This window comes from Acidicapsa dinghuensis (assembly GCF_025685685.1).
Lineage (GTDB): Bacteria > Acidobacteriota > Terriglobia > Terriglobales > Acidobacteriaceae > Acidicapsa > Acidicapsa dinghuensis.
Genome location: NZ_JAGSYH010000002.1, coordinates 1,028,596 through 1,050,530 on the forward strand (window position 1 = coordinate 1,028,596; position 21,935 = coordinate 1,050,530).

Genomic DNA, 21,935 nt, shown 5'->3' on the forward strand with positions numbered 1-21,935 from the left:
GTTATCCGCAAATTTACGCAAAAGATGAGCCTATCGTGGTCCCGACTTTTCGCAGCCTTTATATCGCTGACGAACTATGCTTTTCTCGCCGAAATCATGCAATAGGTCATCGGTCCCAGTGGAGCACTGACCAGCGGCAGCAATACCGGAGCCAACACATTATTCCAGCGTGCCCGCGTCATCTTTCTCTCTCCAAAGACCACATCTGTGAGCAGAAACTTCATCGTTACCCACGGCACGTGCGCGACCGACGACGCCACACGCATCTGCAAATGTTCAACGCGGATGTCAGTAAATCCCAATGCTTCCATCCTTTCGGTGAACACATCAAGCTGCGCCAGCTCGCGGATTACCCAGCACTCGCAAAGTCTGCGGTAGATTCTGCGCTGCCATTCATTGGCAAATCGCCTGTGCCCCAAAAACCCATCGGCGACTACCAACCGTCCATTTGGCCGCAGCAGTCGGTGCGCCTCGGCTAACAGCAGATGCTTGTCCGCACCCGTAGCATGACAGCTGCTTTCAAGTGCATAAACGGCGTCATAGCTTTCATCTGGCAATGCACAATCTTCGTAGTTTCCTTGCATCACGCGAATACGATCACCACATCCAGCGAGGGCGTTTAATTCCTCCGCCTGCGTTACCTGCCATGGAACGCGCGTGAGCCCGTGCAATACTGCCTGCGGCAGCCTCCGCGAAAAGCTACGCAGCGTTGCACCAAGTCCACACCCCAGATCGAGGATCTCAGGCGTTGAATTTGCATCCACATCAAGTCGCGCCAACACCTCAACATTCATCTGTTCAAGCATCGCCTCGCGTGCGAACGGATTCATGCCCACACGATAGAACCCAAAGTGCATGTTGAATTCGTTGCTCCACGCCGCGTAATCAGGCCCCGCTTCGCTGTAATACTCTTCCAGGCCAATCTCAGGTTTGACCGGGGCCGGTAGCTCTACGGCGCGTCCGCATACGGCAAGATTGCGAGACTCCTCTACCTGCGTTGCAATCATCGCTCCCCCTTCGCCTTACGCTGCTTTGGAAGCCACTGCGTGATACCTGCTCCTACACTCATCAGGTTGCGCAACGTAGATGTGGGCAGCCCCTTTATTTGCTCGTACCATCCGTGTGTTTCCTTGAGGAACGCGAGCATATCTCCGACGCGCGACGTCATGAGCGTGTCTTTCTCCTTGCGCGCTTCAATAGCCAGCCGGTCCAGTGCAGCGATTGTCGGCTCAATCTCGCGCCCTACACGCTGTTGCACGACCGTCAAAAATAATTCCCATACGTCATGCGACGTCGAAAAGAAATCCCTTCGATCTCCCATCCTCTGCGTGGCCTGCACCAGTTCCCAGTTCTGCAACTCCTTCAGGCTTGTGCTCACATTCGATCGCGCCACCGATAATGCATCTGCAATCTCCTCCGCGGTCATCGGCTCGGCCGCCAGGTACAGCAGCGCATGCACCTGCGCCACGGTGCGGTTTACACCCCACCGGCTCCCCATTTCTCCCCAGTGCAGCACAAATTCACGGCCAACCTTCGACAGCGCCATACCATCCTCCTCTACTTTCTGTAATTTCAGTATAAACAGAAATTACAGAAATAACAGTATAGAATTTCCTGGCAGCACCGCGATCTGACGAAAAATGCTTGCGCGCCTCCCGCAGCGCACTTTATAGTTCGCTTCTGGAAATTTCATTGAATAAAATTTACGTTTCTACTGCTGAAACAGTCGCATAGGAGCAGATCCTTGACCATTCCCAGGCTGAACGATCGCATGCTGGACCGACGCAATTTTCTCAAGCTCGCCGGAGCCACTGGGCTCGCCGCCTCAGTACCCTCCATCGCCCGCGGCTTCGATAGCCAGACCTACCAGCCAATCTGGGAATCAGTCGATAGCCGCCCCGTGCCCGCATGGTTTACGCACGACAAATTCGGCATCTTCATTCACTGGGGCGTCTACTCCGTCCCCGCTTATGCGCCTGTCATTCCGGGCCAGCTCGCCTACGCCGAGTGGTACTGGCACCAGATGACCGAGGGCCGCGACAACCCCAAAGCTGGCGCGCTTGAAAAGGGCACATGGGAGTTTCACAAGAAGTGGTATGGCGCCGATTTTCCCTATCAGGATTTCGCCCCGCACTTTCGCGCCGAGCTCTACGATCCCGATCAGTGGGCCGACATCCTCTCCGCTTCCGGCGCGCGCTACGTAGCGCTGACCTCGAAGCATCATGAAGGCTTCACGCTGTGGCCGAGCAAAGAAGCGACAGCAACGTGGGGACGCCCATGGAACGCAGTCGAGATCGGCCCCAAGCGCGACCTCTTTGGCGAGCTCATGGATGCAGGCCGTAAGAAGAATCTGCGCATGGGCTGCTACTACTCGCTCTACGAGTGGTACAACCCGATGTGGCTCTATGACAAACAGCGCTATGTCCGCGAACACATGTTCCCGCAATTCAAAGAACTCGTCACGCGCTATCAGCCCGCCATCATCTTCAGCGACGGCGAATGGGAAATGCCTTCCTCCGACTGGCACACCGCGGAGCTGATGGCATGGCTGTTCAACGAGTCTCCGGTGAAAGACGAAGTCGTCATCAACGACCGCTGGGGCAAGGAGACTCGTCACAAGCACGGCGGCTACTGGACCACCGAATACACCTCAGGCATGAGCGGCTCGGAGCATCCATGGGAAGAGAATCGCGGCATGGGCGTGAGCTACGGCCTCAATCGCGCTGAAAAGCTCTCCGGCCATCACACCGGCAAAGAGCTCGTCCTGATGCTCTCCGACATCGTGAGCCGCGGCGGCAATCTGCTGCTCGATATCGGGCCCGCTGCGGATGGGACGATCCCATTGCTGATGGAAGAGCGGCTAAGAGAAATCGGAAGCTGGCTGCAAATCAACGGTGACGCCATCTACGGTACAAAGATGTCGAAGACTACGCGGCAGTGGGGCACAGGCCAGGTTCCATCGACGCATTACAACGATGAGTTCAGTGGCACCTACGATGTAGCCAAGCTGGCCTCGCAACCCAAAACTGGCGAAGCTCCGCTCGAAGCGCTCTTCACCGCAAAGGACAACACTCTCTACGCCATCCTGCCCAACTGGCCCGGCTCTTCCTTCCACCTCAAAGACACCCCAGGTATAAAAGCAGCACACCTGCTCGGCTACTCAGAGCCGCTCAAGTTCAAGACCACCGGAGACGGCGCAACCGTAACACTGCCTATACTGCCGGACAACCTGCTTGCGCAGTCCGTGTGGACGCTCCAGTTCACGTTGTAAAACCGCTGCTTGGCAATCGTTTCGATCCCGTCAACCTCGGGATCGAAGCGTCGCAGTACTCGTCTGCAAAAAGATCCTTTTCTCGGAAACGTGCACCGAATGAGCCTCGATCGCTACTACCGCCCAGAGCTGGACGCCTTGCGTTTCCTCGCCTTTCTCAGCGTCTTTACAGTTCACCGCATGGATCACCTGCCTATCGATCCGGCTCAGCACTTCTGGCTCTACAACATCTGCCTGCTTGGTAACTTTGGCGTTCCCGTCTTCTTTCTGCTCAGCGCATTTCTTATCACTGAGTTGCTGATGCGCGAGGAGGATCGCCTCGGAACGATTCATATCCGCTCGTTCTACATGCGCCGCATCCTGAGAATCTGGCCGCTGTACTTCGCCGTCTTCTATGGTCTCGTTCTCCTCATGCATTTCATTCCCCACACTGGTCCTCCTGACCCTCTTTCGTGGCTGGCCTTCACATTGTTCGCGGGCAACTGGTACATCTGCCTTCACGGCTGGATTCCCGCTTTCCCCGTAAACCCGATGTGGAGCATCTCTGTCGAAGAGCAGTTCTATATCGCCATTCCACTGATTGCCCTATACGGTCGCCGCATAGGCCTGAAGATCATCTCATTCACGCTGATGGCTGTTTCCTATGCAATGGTGACCTGGTACGCCTCGAAGGGATTTCACGGCTTCAGCAGTCAGTGGACAAACAGTTTTGTCGAGTTCCAGTTCTTCTCTGCTGGAACGCTGCTCTCGCTGGCCCTCAAAGGCCGCACGCCTCGATGGAGCATCGCCGGTCGCATACTCGGCATTTTCGCAGGCATTACCTGCCTCTTTGTTGCGTCCGTGTATCTCGGCGTGCAGGCCGATACCCCCAGCTCCACGGTGCTACTGGCGCCTTTGGGATGGGCGCTTGTACTCGCCGGAACAATCCTGTTCTTTCTCAGCCTGCTTGGAACGCCCCGCCGTTATCTGCCTGAACCGATTGTTTATCTCGGACGCATCTCCTATGGCCTCTATCTCTTTCATGAGCTGATATACACCCTCACCTTTCATACGTGGAGAGCGCAGCTCCAGCACTTCAGCTCATTTCTCCATCTCTCCGAATGGTACGGAGGAGTAGGAACCTTCATTGCCTTCTGCGCGACTGTACTTTTAGCCCATCTCTCCTACCGGTTCTATGAGCGTCCCTTCCTCCGGCTTAAGCGTCGATTCACCTTCGTTCCGTCGCGAGACTAGGCCACCCGGTCAATCAGCGGTGTTCAATAAGCCGTTGACGTTCTTTTTGCATCGGAGCTATGATGCGGCCCCTATGGAACTGACAGGCACCATCGGCTCTCTGATTGGCAAAAAAGGCGGACAGGTGTGGTCGCTCGATCCAGCAGCATCTGTCTACGACGCCATCACCATGATGGCGGAAAAAGAGGTGGGCGCTCTACCCATCCTCGACGGGCGAAACCTGCTTGGCATCGTTTCCGAAAGGGACTACGCCCGTAAGGTCATCCTCATGGGCAGATCATCGAAAGACACCACTGTCACCGATATCATGAGCTCCCCGGTTGTTAGCGTTAGCCCCTCGCAGACCATCGAGGAATGCATGCGCATCATCACCGAGAAGCGCATTCGTCATTTGCCGGTGATGGAAAGCGGCAGGATCGTCGGCATGGTCTCAATCGGCGATCTCGTGAAATGGGTCATCACCGCGCAGCAGGAGACCATCCGGCACCTGGAAAGCTACATCGCCGGCACTCCTGCATATTAAGTGGGCTATTAAGCCGCTTCGTATTCAGTCACCTGACCACCAACCACCCAGCCTGCGACGGGTGTGAGCTTGTGCTGCGCATCAAATCCCCGCGAACCACGCATATCCAGCCTCGGCCGTAGCCGAGCCCCGTCCTCTGCCGAATTTCTTCATGGAGTCGGTGACAGTAATACTGGTGAGGTACTTCACGCTCTTGTAGCCAAGCTGCCGCGGAATCCGCAACCGCAGCGGGCCGCCAAAGCCCACCGGCAGATCGCCGTCATTCATGCCCCAGGTCAGCAGTGTCTGCGAATGCCATGCGTCGGCCATATCCACACTCTCCCACCAGTTCGGCTGGATGGAGCGATACACCACATACTGCGCCTGCGGCAGCACACCCACCTCCTGCAACACCATCGAGAGTGGCGTGCCGATCCACTCCGCGATATACGACCAGCCCTCTTCGCAGGCCACTTCCGTAATCTGGCTGCGCGTCCCCATCGCCTTTACATCCGCCAGCGACAGCATCATCGGCCGCGCCACCATCCCGTCAATCTTCAGCGTCCAGTCGCGGAAACCAAGAGCCTGATGCGCCAGAAACTCCTTGCCCAGCGGCGCAACCTCATTCATAAACGGTGTCTTCGAAATCATCCCACGCGAGAACTCCATCGCCTGCGAGTGACGCATCAGCAGCCGCTGCGCCGCGTAGGTCAGCGCCTCACCCGGCCCGTAGCGGCCTCGCGCATCAGGAGGAATCAGCCCGTACCGCCGCGCCACCCGGTCCGCAACAGCAAGGCCAGACAAGCCGGCAACCGCCGCTGCACCACCCATCATCAGCTTGCGCCGCGATATCCCGCTCATACTCCCTTTCCCTTGCGGCTGCCAATCGTCATAGCACGCATTCTCCCCCAGAACCCAGACACCGACACCATCACCACATGCACCACAACAAACAGCACCAGCACCCACGTGAGAAAGAAGTGCAGCGTACGCGCCGTCTGCCGTCCGCCAAGCAGAATCACCGTCAACGGAAACGCCCCCGCAAATGACGGCGACATCGCAAGCCCGGTCCAGATCATCAGCGGAAACACGACAAATACAACGCCAAGATAAGCCGTCCGCTGCATTACGTTATACGATCGCGTCTCATTCGCGTCCGGCTTCTCGCGCCGCAGATACTTCGTAATTCCGCCCCAGTATGCGCCCCAGTTGCGGTCTTTCTTCTCCGGCACAAGATCGCGTCTGAAGTGCCCGTCCCATAGGCCTGCGATTGCATATACAAGACCGGTTAGCACCGCCCCCCATGCCGCTTCAAAGTGAAGATACCGGCTCCATCCATTTTGGTCCGGCATCACATAGCCGTAGCCCGTCGGCACCGTATCGCGCGAAGAAGGAATCGGTATCGTGAAGAGTGGCTTCACATTCACATTGCCCTCTTCACCCAGATAAAACCGCGGATGCGACACCACAATTTCAAGCCCAGTAGTCAGCAACGCCACGAACGCCACCACCGTTAGCCAGTGCGTCACCCGCACTACCAGAGTGTGGCGCGGAGCCGTCGTTGTCGTCTCAGTTACTGTTGCTGGCACGAGCGGAGCATAGCACAACCCCTGTTCGAAACGCGGAAAATAGCGCCTCGGGTCGCGTTCGGTGTAATCGGACTCACAGCCAATCCTGACCCGTCAGCGTTTCCACTCCATCAAAGCCCTAATTGATAGACAACATTTACCGTCGTCTCCACTTCCACCGGTGCACCATTCAACATATAGGGCCTGTACTGCCACTGCGACACGGCGATCATCGCCGCGGCAATCAACGACGCAGAGGGCCCATCGATCGGGCTCAAGTCGTGCACGCGCCCATCTTCCCCTATGACCGCACGCAATCTCACTGTTCCCTGCACGCGCGCACTTTTCGCATCCTGCGGATACACTGGCTTGATTTCTCTAACGAGTAACCCTGTGGCTAGTCCGCTGCTCACTGGCACGCGGTTCGGCGTTGTATTCGGCTTAGCGTCCTTGGTTGGAGTCAGCTCTTCCGCTGTGGCGCTGATTGCGTTGACTGAATCCACCGACGCCTTCAGGTAGATCCTCTTGCCCTCATAGATATCGATCTCCTGAGCAAGATACATTCCTTGAATGCGAGCGATCTTGTTATAAGCCACCGATGTCGCGCCGAAAGCAAAATAGGCTCGCAACATCGGATAGGCGGGGTCAAAACAGTATGTCGGAAACAGCCCCATCGGAATAACTTGTGACTGGTCATGTAAAAACGTGTTTCTGATCACCGTCACACAGGGCAGCTTTACCTTACCGAATGCCTCCTCTGTCTTTTGCAATCGAACCTTCTCCGGATCGAGTTCAGCTGTGCTCGGCAGCGGCGATACCAAATCCGACGACAATTTTCGCTCAAACACTGTGATGTGACCTCCTTCGTGGAGGTAATGATACTTACCCGCAACATGCCATTCCGAAAAACTCATATCCCCGCGCTTCCAGGTACTTCTATACGTATCGGGTGAGGCCCACCAGTAGTCGTAACTCCCAGGCGAGATCAGCTTACCTTTGTCATCGTAGAGCTGATAACTTACTTTCACATGCCAGGGCTTTAGCTTCGGCGAATAAAGAAGCCCGGCGGCAGCCATGATCTCTGCAGGATCTTGAGGCAATGTCGACTGATTCGAAGACTGAGCCTGCGCCAGGCAATTTGACGACAGCAAAGTCAGAAGCACTGTTACCAATACTCTATGCATAGTTTCCGTCAGATTAACACGCAACGTGAATCTCCAGGAATTACGCAAGTGCTACAAAAGAGCGTGTGACGTAACAAGCCTGTGCTTCAACTTTGCATTACGGAACGTTCCTGCATTCCACGCAAAGCATTACAATCCCCACAAGCCCTGAGCGATGACGCGACCGGCCGCCAGAGATTCCGCTATTTCGAAGAGCGTGACCATTGCGTTCCTCATCCGATCTCAAAAAACGTTCGCAGTCTGACCGGATACGCCACACCAGCGGACCACTCCCCGAAGGCAGCATCAATGTCTGGAAGAACATCCCACGCTCCACCATCATTGTCTTCCTCGCTGCGGTCTTCTTTGTCTTCACCTGCATCGGGTTCGCCGGCGACATTACCGGCATGGGCCGCGAGCCTATCCCCAGATTCGTCGGCAGCGTGCTGACCTCCGGCATCTTCGCCATCTTCTACGCCATCGCAGGCACAACGCTCCGCCGCAAATCCTGGAAAGCCGTCATCCCCATCTTTGCTGTCCAATACCTCGTCGCGTGGCTGCTCGGTTCGCATTACCATGACCTTCCGCAGCATTTGCCCATAGGCATTGCAGAAATCGCGCAGCTTCACTCGCGCCTCTCTCTCGACGCCACCGCCATCATCATTGCCGTGTCCCTGGGGTACACAGGCTTCGTCTGGGTCTCCGTCAGCGAAGGCCGCCGCTACGCCCGCGCCCGCATGGAGATGGCCGTTCTGGAAGCGGAAATGGCTGCTGCGCGCGAGATCCAGCAGGTCATGCTTCCCGAACACGGCGAATCCTTTCCCGGCTTCACCATCGACTCCATCTACAAACCGGCCCGCGAAGTCGGCGGCGATTTTTTCCAGATCCTTCCCGCTTCCGGCGGTCTTCTGATCGTCTTCGGCGATGTCGCTGGCAAAGGCCTTCCCGCCGCGATGCTGGTCTCCATGCTAGTCGGCTCCATCCGCTCCATCGCCGAAGACACAACCGATCCAGTTATCATCCTGCGCAAGCTGCATGACCGCCTGCTCGGCCGCGCCTCCGGCGGCTTTTCGACTGCCGTCGCCGCGCGCATCACCCCCGACGGAGCCATCACCATCGCCAACGCCGGCCACCTGTCACCTTATCTTGACGGCGGCGATCTCAACCTTCCCGGCGCATTGCCTCTCGGCATTCCCAACGCCGGGCAGTACGAGAACATCACAATGCAGCTTTATCCGGGCAGCAGGCTCACCTTTGTCTCCGATGGAGTCGTGGAAGCGCAAACCGCAACCGGCGAACTCTATGGCTTCGACCGCACCCGCGCCATCTCGATGAAGCCGGCTGCTGCTATAGCGCAAACTGCCATCGACTTCGGTCAAGCCGACGACATCACCGTCGTTACAATTCAACGCTTGCTGCAAGAGTAGCCCGGACGAGCGCTTATCCGCGCCTCACATCCTTGCTTCCATCCGATGCAGGCGCCTCCATCACCGTCAGCTTCTTCGACCGCACCGAAGCCCGCATCTCAAAGCTCGCCCGGTTGCGTCCCGCATTCTTCGCCGCGTACAGCTCGGCATCGGCGCGCCGCAGTATTTCAGTAGCATCGTGCGCATCGCGCTCCGGCAAAAAGTTCGCCACTCCAATGCTGCACGTCAGAAGGATTTCCGCTTCCTTCGTCTGCAACGCTCGCCCACTGATTGTGTGCAGCAGGTCTTCGATCCGGCCTGCACCCGTAGCCGCCTCCCATCCAGGAAAAAGCAATAGGAATTCTTCGCCGCCATAGCGTCCCACCATATCGTACCCACGCAGGCTGGCGCGCAGACGAGCCGCGCTCTCCTTCAGCACCGCGTCACCACACAGATGCCCATGCTCGTCGTTGACATTCTTGAAGTGGTCCAAATCTATCAGCACGACGCCCAACGGAGACCGGTCGCGCACAGCACGAGACAGCTCACGCTCCAGATGCTCCAGAATCGCTCCCCGGTTGGCAATCCCCGTCAGCGAATCGTGCGTAGCCTGTATCTGCAACTCGCGTCGCGCCGCCTCCAGCGCAGCCTTTTCTTTTTCGAGCTGCTGCGTCCGCTCTTCCACCATGCGCGCCAGCTCATACTGCCGCCGCACCAGCACACGCGTGCGCAAAGCCACAAATCCCCATCCCGCCAGCACGACAACAATGACGTACAGCCCATACGCCAGCGGCGTACCCGTCAACGGTGGCGCCACCGAAAACTCCAGTGACGATCCACTCTTGCTCCACAACTCGTCACTGTTCTCGGCCATCACTTCAAACCGGTAGCGGCCCGCCGGCAGGTTCGTGTACCAGGCTGTCCGTCGCCGTCCCGCATCCACCCAGGCCGAGTCGAACCCTACCAGCCTGTATCGATAACTCACCTGCTGCCCCGCATAAAAACTGGGTGCGGCAAACGAAATCTCCAGGTTCCCCGAGCCAGGCCCAAGCTGGATTCCATTGGTAAAGTCCACAGCATGCGAATCAAAGAGCACCCGCTCAATCCATGCCTTCGGCAGAATGCTGTCCATCCGCATGTCTGCGGGGTTCACAACCGCTGCGCCGTGGATCGTTGCGAACCAAAGCCGTCCGTCGCGTCCCTTCCACACGCACGGCGAGCTGCCATACAGCGTCTCCCGCGTCCGCAGTCCATCCGACAGGCCATACATCTGCGGATCGACTTTCATCCTCGGATCACCCGCGGAGCGATTCAAATCTGCCTTCGAGATCTGGAAGATTCCGTCATCGGTTCCAAACCATAGATAGCCCAGGTTGTCTTCTACAATCGATCCGATCGTGGTCTGCCGCAGCCCCTGGTAGCGTGTCCACGAAACCACCTGGTCGCCTCGAATCCGGCTCAACCCGCCACTCCCCGCTCCGACCCACAGATCACCGTCGGGGTCGGCATAAAGGGCCAGCGCGTGGTTGCTGGGCAATCCGTTTTTCGTATAAAAGCGCGTCATCTGGCCATTCCGGTAGCGCTCCACGCCATTGCCGTCCGTCGCTACCCACATCGCGCCATCCGGCGACTGCGTTATCTGCGAGACCCGTGTGGCTCCGTCCACATGCCGGAACTGGCCACTCGCAAGCTCCGCCAGACCTTTCCCCCAGTACCCCACCCACATGCGCCCATCGCGATCCTCAAACAGGGCGTTCAGTGAAACTTCTTTCACCGTCGGGTCGCTGTACAGCTTCACTTTGCCGTCGAAAATCCGCGCCAGCTCTCCGCTGCGATACCCCACCCACATCGCGCCATCCCGGGTCTGCAGTAGCGAATACACCGCATCGGCCGGCAATCCCTTGCTCTGGTTCCAGATCTCGACATGACCGTCTGGCAGCAGATGATTCAGCCCATTACTATCTGCGCCAAACCACATCGTCCCGTCCTTCGCCTCAAGAACGTTGCCGATATAATCGCCGCTCAGTCCCTCCGGCTTACCGAAAACTGCAAGCTTGTCGTCCCGCAGTTGCGCCACGCCCCCATCCACCAGCCCGAACCACAGGTCGCCTTCGCGATCCTCAAAAATGGCCTTGGTGCAACGTTCGCTGGGGAATCCATGCGCTGTATCCTGCAATTCCAGCCGCCCATTCGAGAGCCTTCCAATCCCCTGCCGGTCCAGCGCCATCCACAGATTGCCGTCGCGGTCTGAGAGCAGCCCAAGCACCGTCTTTGCCGGCAGCTTTACATCCGGCTTGATCAAATGCCCATCTGCGATCTTCACCAGCCCGCCAACCGGAAATCCAGCCCAGATCGAGCCATCCCGCGCCGCCGCGACGCTTGCCACCGAATCGTTCGGCAGCCCGTTTTGCGCCGTCCACCGCGCCTCTATTTCACCGCCTCGAATGGCGAACAGTCCGCTGGCCGTGGCCGCCCAGATAGTGCCGCTTCCATCCCGCGCGAGCGCATGAACCTCGACCTTGTCCAGAGACTCTGGCCTCAGCCACGTGCGCACTTCTCCGTTCTCGATGCGAAAAAGCCCCTGCGTCGTGCCAACCCACAACACGCCTGCGTCCATCCGGAGTGCCGTTACGTTCTTGCCCGTCAGTGCATCAATACGCGCAATCGTTTTCGGGTTATCGCTGGCGCCTCCGTCCGCTCTTGGACGAACCATCGCCAGGCCGCTGTCTGTACCCACCCACAGCACGCCATCTTTGCCGGCTTCCAGTGCCTGTATGAAATCCGAGGGAAGCCCCGGAAAATCTCCGTGGTTATATGTCTTGAAAGCTACGCCATCAAAGCGCGTCAGGCCCTCTTCGGTTCCCAGCCAGACATAGCCATTTGCCGTCTGTGCCACCGCATGCACTGAGTTCTGCGGAAGCCCCGACTCTGAATTCCAGGAGTTCTCAATATATTGGGTGATCGCACGATGCGGATCGAGCGCCCTTGCGCGCGTCCCAGACAGAATGCCGCACAGTAGCATAACTGCGCATAGCATCCTGCGAAGCGGGATTGCGTGCTCTCCGGTCATCATCTCCTGTGCATTAGACCCGGCTCGATGAGTGCCACACCTCTCCCGTCCCGATGGGGCTTGCGCAATCATGTCTCGTCAGAAAGAGGTATCCCTTATCTTATCGGCCTTCTTGTGAATTTCTGCTTCCACTTTGGTCGCAGACACAAAAAACTATGGTCCGTCATTTCGGTATCACCCGCCCCGGAAGGTGCTAACCACAGGCCCACTCTCGCCGTTCACGGTCTACTCGCCTCGTTCTGCTATCGTTGTCCCGTCCGACCCACGACCAGCAAGCGCATCCCAAAATCACTCCGGAGCCCATTATGCGCCGCATCGTTCTTGCCTTCCTGCTCTCTGCCGCAACCGCCAGTATTCCGCTCTTCGCCCAGCAGTCCGCGCCCCAGCCCACCACCGCAGCCAACGCAGCCCAGCGCGACTCCAGCTTCATCGATTCCGACGGCCGCGCCCACGTCACCCGCATCATCCCTGTTCCCAAAGATTTAAGCCGTCAATCGCAGTTTTGGCTCTCCGAGCCGGTTCCCGACGCAGGCCCGCCCGAATCCCTCGAGCACCGCCGCTCCGCCACCGACGCCTGGGCCGTCACCGCCCGCGATCAGTGGCTCCAGCTCTACCCCGCCAAAATCACTGAAGACAAAATCGCCGGCGTCCCCGTCCGTCTGGTCGTGCCCGACGGCATGCCCGACAGCAATAAAGACAAAGTCCTGCTCAATCTCCACGGCGGCGGCTTCAACTCCGATTCCGGCTCCTACACCGAATCCATCCCCACGGCCGGCATGACCAGGATCAAGTGCGTCGCCGTCCTCTACCGCCTCGCGCCGGAATACCCATTCCCAGCCGCCCTAGATGACTCCATCGCCGTCTACAAAGAGCTGCTCAAGACCTACAAACCCGACCACATCGTCATCTACGGCACCTCCGCCGGAGCCATCCTCACCGCCGAAGTCGCCGCCCAGATCAAGCACCTCGCCCTGCCCATGCCCGCCGCCTTCGGCGTCTTCTCCGGCATGGGAGACTTCGCCCGCGATGGCGACTCCACCGCCATGTATGCGCTCAAAGGCCTTTCCGGCCATCTCGACCTGCCCGACGAGTCCGGCCATCACGACCCCTACTACACCGGCAAAACCGACCCCGCCGATCCCATCCTCTCGCCCATCTACTCAGACCTGCACGGCATGCCGCCAACGCTCTTCGTCACCAGCGGCCGCGACCTGCTCCTCAGCGGCACCGTCAATCTCCAGCGCGCCTTCTACAACGCCGGCGACGACGCTCAGCTCCTCGTCTACGACGCCCTCCCGCATGCCTTCTGGTACAGCACCAAACTCCCCGAAGCCCTCGAAGCCAACCACGCCATGGCCAACTTCTTCCTGAAACACCTCTCAAAATGAGCCAGACAAAAAAGTAGGCCGGGGATTTATCCCCGGCACAGATCGATGACAAACCTCGGTTTTGAAAGGGCACGGATTTATCCGTCCCGTTAAGCAGTCTGGAATGAATACGGCTTTAGCCGCCGAGGGATGTATTTCTACTCCCACTAAACTTTGTCAGCAGCCCGACGGCAGCTTCCGGCTCGCCGTCAACTATGGATGCGTTCCTTGCTCCACATACCCCAGATCCCGCAGCGAAGGCAGATCCTTCTTCTGATCCATCGCGTGAATCGTCTCGTCTGAGAACTTCCATCCCCGCTCCTGCCACATCTGCGTCGCCAGGTCATAGCGCACCGTCACGTTGTCCAGCCAATAAGGCCGGTTCTCGCTCAGCCACACCTGCTTGAACTCATTCTTCGTCGCAGAATACGCATCGCGCAGATCCTGAATCAGCCCATTATTGCTGCTGATCTCATACATCAGCCCATACGCCTCATCGCGCTGCGTCTTGTCATACTGCATCGATACGGCACGGCGATAGTCGCTCACCATCTGCTGCGTCAGCTCCCACTTCATGCCGATCAGGTCCAGCCGCCGCGCGCCCAGATCCATCGCATCCAGCGCTTCCGGCTCTTTCAGATGCTTATTCTCGGCCCGCGCCTGTTCGATCAGCACAATTGCCTTCTCCGCATGCAACCTCAGCTCTTCCACATACGGCTGCAGCTTCGCGCCCACCGCCTGTCCGCGACCGCTCCACGGATCAAGCCAGAACAGCTCATCGCTGTTCATATTCGTCTTTGCCTTGCCCAGCGTCTGATGCGCCTGCATCAGCTCCTGCTCAGCCTGATCGATCTTGCCGCTCGTGTCTCCATGAAAGACCGTGCCATATGCAGCCTGGTATGCCGGAATGCTGCTCTCACCCTGCTGCCATGCAGCCGTAGCGCCAAACAACACACCATACCAGTCTTCGTTGAAGAGCCCTTCGCCATCATCGTTCCAAACCGTGATGTACACGCCCTTCGCGCCCATCTGCTGCCCCTCGCGAATGAATCCCTGAATATTGCCAAAGAAAACATTCGCGTCCGGATACACCTCATTCCAGTTCGCATCGCCCGGCGCAACCCACACTTCCATCCCCGCGTCGGTAAACGGCTTGATCATCTTCTCGAAGCCCTTGGTCTTGCCATACTCCCACGGCACCGCGATCATGTCCTTCGGCAACCCCGGCACAGCCTTGGGATCGGACCACGAAATATCGCCCCAGAAAAGCAGCTTCTTGTTCAGAGGCTCCAGCGCATCGTGAATCTGCTTCATGAACCCCACATACACCGGCCCATAACCCTGCTGCTTGACTGCATCCTTTGTGCGCCCGCGTCCAAGATCCGAAGTCTCATCCGCGCCCAAATGCACATACGGAGAAGGGAACTCCTTCGCAATCTGCGTAAACCAGTCCTTCACCAGCGGCAGGCTACCCGGCTGTCCCGGAGCCAGCACATTCCCATGCGGCGTCTCCGCCACATCGGAATAAATGTCGTACTTCAGCACGTGGTGCAGATGCCCAAACGCCTCCTGCTCCGGCAATATCGTCACGTGATACTTCGCCGCGAACTTCACCAGCTCCGCCACGTCATCCGGCGTCATTGCCGACCCCGGCGGCGCAGCCAGCGGCTCATTCGGATACTGCAGCGTGTGCTCGAAATACGGCGCATAGATATTCGCCTTGAACGATGCAATCACCTCAACCTGGTGCTCCTGAAACTTCAGCGTCGGAAAAGGCCCCCGCGAAAGATCGTCGTCAATCGCCCGATGCGGCATCGCCGGCCAGTCGCGAATCGTGCCCGTCGGAATCGCCTTTTTTTCACCCTCCAGCGGCAGCAACTGCTTAAAGGTCTGCACACCGTAGAAGATGCCCGCCCCAGACTCCGCCACAATCTCAGCGCGCTTCTCGCCGACAATCAGCACATATCCTTCGTCCGCCATCTCCGGCGTCAGCGTAAGATCGTGGTCTTTCAGCGCAGCCTTGCCCTCTGCTGAGGTCGCGCGCAACAGCACAACGGTATAGGTCCGCGCCGTGTGCTCACCCGCCGCATCATCCAGATCCTTCGCAGCAAACTCGTCCTCGGCATTATGTCCCGGCGCAACTGCATGAACACCACCGGAAATCTCCACCTGACCACTGAGCTTTACTTCGCGCGGCTGCGGCAGCAGATGCACATTGCTCTGCGCCTGCGCCGTCATTCCCGGCGTCAGCAGCGCTAACGCGGCTAATCCCGCTCCACTACAAATCGCTCCCGCAATGCGGCTCATGCCGCGTACCCCGACGCCCCGCACCATCGCAATCTCCCATTCACAAAAATGATCGTTTCAATTCAATACGCTCATTGTATGCTGATCCTGCGCAGCCCTTACCTGATATGACTTCGAACGCAACCACACCTTCCGCCCTCCGCCGCTACAATCTCTTCCTGCAACTCGTCGCCGGACTCGGCGGTCTGCTCTACGGCGTGGACGTAGGCATCATTGGCGGCGCGCTGCCGTACCTCAACGCGACCTCGCACCTCACACCCGGCCAGCTCTCCGCCATCGTCGCCGCGGTATTGCTGGGCAGCGTCTTCTCTACTCTCTTCGCAGGCATCATCGCAGACTTCATCGGCCGCAAGCCATTCATGATTCTCTGCGGCCTCTGTTTCATCGTCAGCATCCCCGTCATCGCGCTCTCGCAGAGCTATGAAGCGCTATTTCTCGGCCGCCTGCTGCAAGGCGTCAGCGCCGGATTCATCGGCATCGTAGTCCCCCTTTACCTCGCCGAATGCCTCTCCGCCTCCACGCGCGGAAAGGGAACTGCCATCTTCCAGTGGTTCCTCACCCTTGGCATCGTAGCCGCCGCGCTCGTCGGCATGTACTACAGCTACCGCGTGCAAGCTGTCACCGCCAGCTCCGATGCAACCACCATCTTCCACTTCAAAGACCAGGCATGGCGTCGCATCTTCTGGCTTTCGCTGCCCCCTGGCATCCTCTTCGTCCTCGGCGGCCTCATGGTCACCGAATCGCCGCGCTGGCTCTTCCGTCGCGGTAAAAAGGACGCGGCGTATCAGGCGCTCCTGCGTTCGCGTACTACCGAACAGGCCACCTCTGAGCTGCGCGAGATGGAAGAGACCGCCCGCGTCGCTCCCGGCTCGGGCGACAAGCCAAAGGACTCGCTCTTCAGCCGCAAGTACGTCATCCCCTTCATCCTCACCTGCGTTATCCTCTCCTGCAACACCGCCACTGGCATCAATTCCGTCGTCGGCTACTGTACCGCCACGCTGCTGCAGAGCGGTCTCAGCGATCTCGCCGCGCATTGGGGATATGTCATCCTCACCGCCACCAATTTCAGCATGACCATGATCGGCATGCTGCTCGTCGACCGCAAAGGACGCCGCTTCCTCCTCACCCTCGGCACCGCCGGCATCGTTCTGTCGATGATCTCCGTCGGCAGCCTCTTCCTCACCACCGAGAAGTACAACATCGATACCGCAAGTCTGCTGCAATCGCAGATCACGCCAACCCAGGAGCTGACGTATAAGTTCGACTCAGACTCCGCCGCAAAGCTCCTCGCCACCTCCGGCTACACCGGCCACGACATCGATGCGTCACGCGCCTCCCTCGGCATCATCTACGCCTATGGCGACTACCCATGCTCTACCAGCTTCGTCCGCTCCGACGACACAGCGGCCGCACCCCTGCACATCTCACGCGAAGACTGCGTACCGTCCAGCGCCGTCGAGTCTTTTTTTAAAAATCCCTTCGCCAATCTTGAGGCAGCCCGCACCGCACCGCTGCGCATCACCAAAGCGCCACTCGCTCGCGTCCCTGACGCCAGCCACGGATGGCTCGTCGCCATCGGTCTCTATGCCTTTATCGCCTTTTATGCCATGGGCCCCGGCGTCGTCGTCTGGATAGCTCTCTCTGAGCTGATGCCCACCCGCATCCGCTCAAACGGCATGAGCATCGCGCTGGTTCTCAACCAGTCGGTCTCCACGGCGCTCGCAGCCGTCTTCCTGCCCTTTGTCAGCCGCTACGGCTACTCGCGCATGTTCTTCCTCTTCGCCGCTTTCGCTCTCATCTATTTCCTGGCAGCCGCCTTGTTCCTGCCCGAAACCAAAGGCAAAACCCTCGAAGAAATCGAAGCCCACTTCGCCGGCAAAGCCAAAGCCTAACCAGAAAGGTAAGGCAAGGCTTCAGCCTTGCCTTACACCAGCAGTCGCAATTCGCTGCAACTTCTCTTCAATCCTCCACAAAAATTTGCCATTCTGAGCGCAGCGAAGGATGACAACCCTCAATCGTCCCCTGCACCAAAATCAAAGCCAGCCTTAACACCCCAATTCTTAATCGACAAACAACAAGAACTCAGGCGTATCCGCAAACCCGCTAGCCACCACCGTCCCCGCGCCAAACACCGGAGGCAAGACCGCCTTAGTTCCCAATCCATAGCTATAGATCGACCCGGTTCCTGTCGTCCCTGTGCCTTGTTGAAACGCCACATAGGCCGTGTTCGTCTTCTCATCAAACGTCACGCCCCCCACCTTGAATCCCGCTGGGGCGGTTAACACGCTCGCGAATACCAATCCCCCGGGCGTCACTGGGTTCGCCAGCGCACTCCAGTAAAGCTGATCACCCGCGCTCACAAACAGTCCGCCATTAAAAATCGCCAGATGCGTCGGACCCGCCGCCAACGCCTTGCTCGCGCCCTGGTACGTCCCATCCGCCAGCGAATATATCCGGATCACCTTAGCCGGCTCATCGCACACCAGCAGCACTCCGTTCGACACCGCAAGATCACGCACCGAGTTCTGCACCTTCGGCTTCGATTTCCCCGTCACATCCGCATCCGTTCCAGTCGCTTTCGCAAATTCCACCGCGAGTCCGCCATTCGCCTCGGGAACATTCGTCGCTGCCGTCGCTACATCCGGCAAAGCCCCATTCTGCGAAGCAGCAAACGTCCCATCCAGAAACACGCATCCGTTTTTCGGGCAAATCCCCGTCAACCCTTTCAGATACGCCGAAACCCAACCCTTCGCAATCTTTGCCGATTTCCCTTTGCCCGACACTGCAGCCTGCGCCACCACATTCGTATCCTGGTTGGCTACATAGCAGTTCGTGCCAGATCCATCCTGCGACGCCGCAAACAGCAGCGCATACGGATGCCCAATCGCGTTCTGAAATTTGCCCTTCGCATCAAGCGACGGCCCAAGAAACTCACCCACATATCCGAAGTGATATTTCTGGTCCGTCTTCCCCGGCAGCGTAAAGCAGACAATGTTGCTCGCCCCCTTCGCTCCGTTCACTACATACAGCATTGAATTGGCAGACACCAATCCCCGCAGCTCAGGATTCGTGAGCGTCACGCCCTGCAGCGCCTTCTTCGAATTCAACGTCGGCGGAGCGCTCGACGTGTCATAGGCATACACATTTCCAATCCCGCCCGCACCCCCATGAAAACTGACCAGCAGCATCGCAACCTCCCCGGATACAACGCAAAACACCTGTTGTCTGGAAAGCCGCAAGCATACCACATTCTCAGATTCAAACGACTTACGTCTCACGCAATAAATATCCTTACAAAAAGAATCCTTATATAAGGATATTTATCTCATATGTAACTGCCCGCCAAACCGGCGGAGATGTTGAAGGAAAGCGCGATGGCCAAACAAACCGAAATCACGCCCCCCCACTTGTGGCCCCCCCATCTATGGATCGTCCTGTCGCGCTGCCATCACGCACTCCGGCAGGCAGCCGAGTGCAGTATCTCGGGCACCGGCCTGGTCCTCACCGACTTCATGGTCCTCGAAGCCTTGCTCCATAAAGGCCCGCTGACCATCACCGAAATCCAGAAAAAGGCGCTGCTCGCCACCGGCTCCATGACAGCGGCTGTTGACCGCGTCGAGCGCAAAGGGCTGATCGTGCGCCGTACGACATCCACCGACCGCCGTGCCCGCGTGCTTGAGCTCACCGATGCAGGCCGCACGCTCATCGAAAAGGCATTCGCACAACACGCCAGCGACCTCGAATCCATCATGTCCGTTCTTTCCAATACAGAGAAAGAGCAACTCTACCGCCTCACCAGGAAACTCGGCCTCGCGGCAGCCGAGGCAAAGGCAGAGCGGGAAACCGCACAAGCCGCCACAGGAGATTGAAATTGATTACCGTACGCAAAAGTGAAGAACGCGGCCACGCCGATCATGGCTGGCTCGATTCCCATCACAGCTTTTCCTTCGCCAACTACTATGACCCCAAACACATGGGTTTCCGCAGCCTTCGCGTCATCAATGAAGACCGCGTCGCACCGGGCCAGGGCTTCGGATCCCACCCCCACCGCGATATGGAGATCCTCAGCTACGTACTCTCCGGCAGCCTCGCGCACAAAGACAGCATGGGCCACGAAGAAGTCCTCGGACCCAACGAGATCCAGCGCATGTCCGCAGGTACCGGCATCAGACACAGCGAGTACAACCCATCCCCGACCACCCCGGTCCACTTCTTCCAGATCTGGATCGAGCCGGCCACATTCGGCACCCCATCGAGCTACGAGCAGTTCAAGTTCGATCCTGCCGAAAAACGCGACCGCATGAAACTCATCGCCAGCCGCGAAGGCGGCAATGGCATCGCCACCATCAATCAGGACGCGAAAGTTTACGTCTCTGAAATCACCAACGGAACACCGCTCGACTATGCTCTCGGCGAGAACCGCCACGCCTGGCTGCATGTCATCAAAGGCAATATCGTCGTCAACGGCGCCTCGCTCAAGACTGGCGACGCCGCAGCCGTCTCCAACGAGAACCGGCTTCAAATCGCAAAATCCGGCATCGAAAGCGAGCCGGCTGAAATCCTACTTTTCGACCTCGCATAACCTCTGCGCTCTCGGGCCGCGCTCCCATGCGGCCCAGCCCAGACCCAACCAGAATCAACCGCATCCAAGGAGACACACCCATGGCCACCACATCCGTATCCGCCCCTACCATCAGTTGGAAAATCGACCCTGCCCACTCGCATGCCGAGTTCAAGGTCAAGCACATGATGATCTCCAACGTAAAAGGCAGCTTCAGCGGCCTCAGCGGCACCCTCACCGAACACACCGTAGACGCCTCGCTCTCGAGCATCGACGCATCCATCGACGTCAGTACCGTCAACACCGGCGATGCACAGCGTGACGGCCATCTCAAGAGCGCCGACTTCTTCGAAGTGGAGAAGTACCCCACCATGACCTTCCAGTCCACCACGGTTGAGAAGTCCGGCGACGAAGAGTACTCCGTGACCGGCAACCTCACTCTGCACGGCGTAACCAAAGAAGTGACTTTCGCCGTCGAAGGCCCAAGCGCGCCTGCCGTCGATCCGTGGGGCAATACCCGCATCGGCCTCTCCGCCACCACCAAGATCAACCGCAAAGACTTTGGCCTCAACTGGAACGCCACCCTCGAAGCAGGCGGCATCCTCGTCGGCGAAACCGTCCAGATCACCATCGACGCCCAGTTCATCAAAGCGTAAAACAGCCCAGTCCCATACCCGAATGAGTGCAAAGAGAAAGGGCGAGGTCTATCCTCGCCCAAACCTGTTGAGATCGTCAGGCTTTGCTTTGCGTCTTCAGGAATAGCTCTACACGATTCGTCGTCCACACGGCGATACCGCTTCCGAAAAAATCCATATCCTCGGTCCAGATAGGACAGTTGAGAGCAAGTGCGGAAGCGAGAATCGGCCAGTCGTCTTCATCGCGGCGCCGTAGCCTTAGTCGAGCATCGCCTTCAAATGGTTTATACGCATCCACATCAATTTTTCGTACGAATGCTTCGAGGTAAGCAATGGAACTCGCACCATCGGTACCCGAAATCCCTTTCTTGTTCAGAAGAACCGGCAGATATTCGGCAGCTTCTTCGAAAGCCAGATCTGGCGCATAGAAGCGCACACCGGCAGCACTATAGTCCTCAAGTATCTGCCGAACGCGCCTGCCCAGAATCGCCCGGATGAGAATATTGGCATCCAGAACGATCATTTCGCCGTGGGGGTCTTTCGCAGCCTGCGCCAGCGCTTGAAATCTGCGATGACCTCTTCTTCATCCTCGCCGGAAAGCGCCCGCGCAATCCGGTCGGCCGCGGCCTTCAGCTCATTAAGATCAGCCGTCTTCGCACCCTTATGCGGGGTCGGCACGTACACTCCCAAAGTCTCGCCACGCCGCGTTACCGCGACCGGCGTTTCCGACTCCAGATACCGCGCCATTTGCTCCCGAAACTCCCTCACGCCAACCTTGATTGCAGGCATTGAAATCTCCTGTGCGTACACATAAGTGTACACCTGTCAGGATTTCTAAGATATTCTTAATGC

General features: G+C 58.2%; 19 protein-coding genes. 9 read left to right on the plus strand and 10 right to left on the minus strand.

Annotation, left to right across the window (positions count from 1 at the left end; genetic code table 11):
* Nucleotides 1-74 precede the first annotated feature (74 nt).
* Complete coding sequence (locus OHL22_RS07945) at nt 75-1,007, minus strand: class I SAM-dependent methyltransferase (RefSeq protein WP_263335172.1); 933 nt, start codon at nt 1,005-1,007, stop codon at nt 75-77.
* Nucleotides 1,004-1,546, minus strand: a complete 543-nt coding sequence (locus OHL22_RS07950; protein ID WP_263335175.1) for a GbsR/MarR family transcriptional regulator — start codon at nt 1,544-1,546, stop codon at nt 1,004-1,006. Before OHL22_RS07950 ends, OHL22_RS07945 begins: the two co-directional genes overlap by 4 nt.
* Before the next feature lie 198 nt (nt 1,547-1,744).
* On the opposite strand from OHL22_RS07950, the gene OHL22_RS07955 reads away from it, so the two are divergent.
* The 3 genes from OHL22_RS07955 to OHL22_RS07965 all read left to right on the plus strand — a co-directional run bounded on the left by OHL22_RS07955 (nt 1,745) and on the right by OHL22_RS07965 (nt 5,027).
* Complete coding sequence (locus tag OHL22_RS07955) at nt 1,745-3,271, plus strand: alpha-L-fucosidase (RefSeq protein WP_263335177.1); 1,527 nt, start codon at nt 1,745-1,747, stop codon at nt 3,269-3,271.
* A 99-nt stretch (nt 3,272-3,370) separates the two neighbouring features.
* Nucleotides 3,371-4,504: an acyltransferase family protein gene (locus tag OHL22_RS07960; RefSeq protein ID WP_263335180.1), complete on the plus strand. Its 1,134-nt coding sequence runs from the start codon at nt 3,371-3,373 to the stop codon at nt 4,502-4,504.
* 73 nt (nt 4,505-4,577) lie between these two features.
* Nucleotides 4,578-5,027, plus strand: a complete 450-nt coding sequence (locus OHL22_RS07965) for a CBS domain-containing protein (protein WP_263335182.1) — start codon at nt 4,578-4,580, stop codon at nt 5,025-5,027.
* A gap of 81 nt (nt 5,028-5,108) precedes the next feature.
* Here OHL22_RS07965 and OHL22_RS07970 read toward each other — a convergent pair whose 3' ends face one another.
* From OHL22_RS07970 to OHL22_RS07980, 3 genes are all read right to left on the minus strand, one after another.
* Nucleotides 5,109-5,867: a molybdopterin-dependent oxidoreductase gene (locus tag OHL22_RS07970; protein WP_263335183.1), complete on the minus strand. Its 759-nt coding sequence runs from the start codon at nt 5,865-5,867 to the stop codon at nt 5,109-5,111.
* A complete protein-coding gene (locus OHL22_RS07975; protein WP_263335186.1) occupies nt 5,864-6,595 on the minus strand; it encodes a cytochrome b/b6 domain-containing protein in 732 nt (243 codons plus the stop codon). Before OHL22_RS07975 ends, OHL22_RS07970 begins: the two co-directional genes overlap by 4 nt.
* Nucleotides 6,596-6,705: 110 nt before the next feature.
* Entirely contained in the window at nt 6,706-7,782 is a 1,077-nt protein-coding gene (locus OHL22_RS07980) for an energy transducer TonB (protein ID WP_263335189.1), read from the minus strand.
* A gap of 179 nt (nt 7,783-7,961) precedes the next feature.
* Here OHL22_RS07980 and OHL22_RS07985 point away from each other — a divergent pair, with 179 nt between their 5' ends.
* A complete protein-coding gene (locus OHL22_RS07985) occupies nt 7,962-9,164 on the plus strand; it encodes a PP2C family protein-serine/threonine phosphatase (RefSeq protein WP_263335192.1) in 1,203 nt (400 codons plus the stop codon).
* Nucleotides 9,165-9,177: 13 nt separating this feature from the next.
* Here OHL22_RS07985 and OHL22_RS07990 read toward each other — a convergent pair whose 3' ends face one another.
* Nucleotides 9,178-12,165, minus strand: coding sequence for a ligand-binding sensor domain-containing diguanylate cyclase (locus tag OHL22_RS07990; RefSeq protein ID WP_263335195.1), 2,988 nt, complete (start codon nt 12,163-12,165; stop codon nt 9,178-9,180).
* Between the two features lie 353 nt (nt 12,166-12,518).
* Here OHL22_RS07990 and OHL22_RS07995 point away from each other — a divergent pair, with 353 nt between their 5' ends.
* Nucleotides 12,519-13,601 (plus strand): alpha/beta hydrolase, encoded by a 1,083-nt coding sequence (locus OHL22_RS07995; RefSeq protein ID WP_263335199.1) that lies wholly within the window; start codon nt 12,519-12,521, stop codon nt 13,599-13,601.
* A 192-nt stretch (nt 13,602-13,793) separates the two neighbouring features.
* On the opposite strand, the gene OHL22_RS08000 is transcribed toward OHL22_RS07995, so the two are convergent.
* Nucleotides 13,794-15,914, minus strand: coding sequence for a beta-N-acetylhexosaminidase (locus OHL22_RS08000; protein ID WP_263335203.1), 2,121 nt, complete (start codon nt 15,912-15,914; stop codon nt 13,794-13,796).
* An 80-nt stretch (nt 15,915-15,994) separates the two neighbouring features.
* Between OHL22_RS08000 and OHL22_RS08005 the strand changes: the two genes are divergently transcribed.
* Nucleotides 15,995-17,779, plus strand: coding sequence for a sugar porter family MFS transporter (locus OHL22_RS08005; protein ID WP_263335206.1), 1,785 nt, complete (start codon nt 15,995-15,997; stop codon nt 17,777-17,779).
* 168 nt (nt 17,780-17,947) lie between these two features.
* Here OHL22_RS08005 and OHL22_RS08010 read toward each other — a convergent pair whose 3' ends face one another.
* The gene (locus OHL22_RS08010) at nt 17,948-19,075 is read right to left on the minus strand and encodes a hypothetical protein (RefSeq protein WP_263335209.1); all 1,128 of its coding nucleotides are present in this window, start codon (nt 19,073-19,075) and stop codon (nt 17,948-17,950) included.
* A 186-nt stretch (nt 19,076-19,261) separates the two neighbouring features.
* On the opposite strand from OHL22_RS08010, the gene OHL22_RS08015 reads away from it, so the two are divergent.
* The 3 genes from OHL22_RS08015 to OHL22_RS08025 all read left to right on the plus strand — a co-directional run bounded on the left by OHL22_RS08015 (nt 19,262) and on the right by OHL22_RS08025 (nt 21,104).
* Nucleotides 19,262-19,756 (plus strand): MarR family winged helix-turn-helix transcriptional regulator, encoded by a 495-nt coding sequence (locus tag OHL22_RS08015; protein ID WP_263335212.1) that lies wholly within the window; start codon nt 19,262-19,264, stop codon nt 19,754-19,756.
* A gap of 2 nt (nt 19,757-19,758) precedes the next feature.
* Entirely contained in the window at nt 19,759-20,469 is a 711-nt protein-coding gene (locus OHL22_RS08020; protein WP_263335214.1) for a pirin family protein, read from the plus strand.
* An 80-nt stretch (nt 20,470-20,549) separates the two neighbouring features.
* Nucleotides 20,550-21,104, plus strand: a complete 555-nt coding sequence (locus tag OHL22_RS08025; RefSeq protein ID WP_263335216.1) for a YceI family protein — start codon at nt 20,550-20,552, stop codon at nt 21,102-21,104.
* 76 nt (nt 21,105-21,180) lie between these two features.
* Here OHL22_RS08025 and OHL22_RS08030 read toward each other — a convergent pair whose 3' ends face one another.
* Complete coding sequence (locus tag OHL22_RS08030; protein WP_263335219.1) at nt 21,181-21,606, minus strand: PIN domain-containing protein; 426 nt, start codon at nt 21,604-21,606, stop codon at nt 21,181-21,183.
* On the minus strand, nt 21,603-21,872 hold the full coding sequence (locus OHL22_RS08035; protein ID WP_263335221.1) for a prevent-host-death protein: 270 nt from the start codon (nt 21,870-21,872) through the stop codon (nt 21,603-21,605). Before OHL22_RS08035 ends, OHL22_RS08030 begins: the two co-directional genes overlap by 4 nt.
* Nucleotides 21,873-21,935 lie beyond the last annotated feature (63 nt).

Coding starts and splice junctions, on each gene's coding strand:
- OHL22_RS07945 (WP_263335172.1), bottom strand. CDS start 1,007: ATGATTGCAACGCAGGTAGAGGAGTCTCGCAATCTTGCCGTATGCGGA.
- OHL22_RS08015 (WP_263335212.1), top strand. CDS start 19,262: ATGGCCAAACAAACCGAAATCACGCCCCCCCACTTGTGGCCCCCCCAT.
- OHL22_RS08010 (WP_263335209.1), bottom strand. CDS start 19,075: ATGCTGCTGGTCAGTTTTCATGGGGGTGCGGGCGGGATTGGAAATGTG.
- OHL22_RS07950 (WP_263335175.1), bottom strand. CDS start 1,546: ATGGCGCTGTCGAAGGTTGGCCGTGAATTTGTGCTGCACTGGGGAGAA.
- OHL22_RS08030 (WP_263335219.1), bottom strand. CDS start 21,606: ATGATCGTTCTGGATGCCAATATTCTCATCCGGGCGATTCTGGGCAGG.
- OHL22_RS08025 (WP_263335216.1), top strand. CDS start 20,550: ATGGCCACCACATCCGTATCCGCCCCTACCATCAGTTGGAAAATCGAC.
- OHL22_RS07995 (WP_263335199.1), top strand. CDS start 12,519: ATGCGCCGCATCGTTCTTGCCTTCCTGCTCTCTGCCGCAACCGCCAGT.
- OHL22_RS08000 (WP_263335203.1), bottom strand. CDS start 15,914: ATGGTGCGGGGCGTCGGGGTACGCGGCATGAGCCGCATTGCGGGAGCG.
- OHL22_RS07990 (WP_263335195.1), bottom strand. CDS start 12,165: ATGCTACTGTGCGGCATTCTGTCTGGGACGCGCGCAAGGGCGCTCGAT.
- OHL22_RS07960 (WP_263335180.1), top strand. CDS start 3,371: ATGAGCCTCGATCGCTACTACCGCCCAGAGCTGGACGCCTTGCGTTTC.
- OHL22_RS08005 (WP_263335206.1), top strand. CDS start 15,995: ATGACTTCGAACGCAACCACACCTTCCGCCCTCCGCCGCTACAATCTC.
- OHL22_RS08035 (WP_263335221.1), bottom strand. CDS start 21,872: ATGCCTGCAATCAAGGTTGGCGTGAGGGAGTTTCGGGAGCAAATGGCG.
- OHL22_RS07965 (WP_263335182.1), top strand. CDS start 4,578: ATGGAACTGACAGGCACCATCGGCTCTCTGATTGGCAAAAAAGGCGGA.
- OHL22_RS07970 (WP_263335183.1), bottom strand. CDS start 5,867: ATGAGCGGGATATCGCGGCGCAAGCTGATGATGGGTGGTGCAGCGGCG.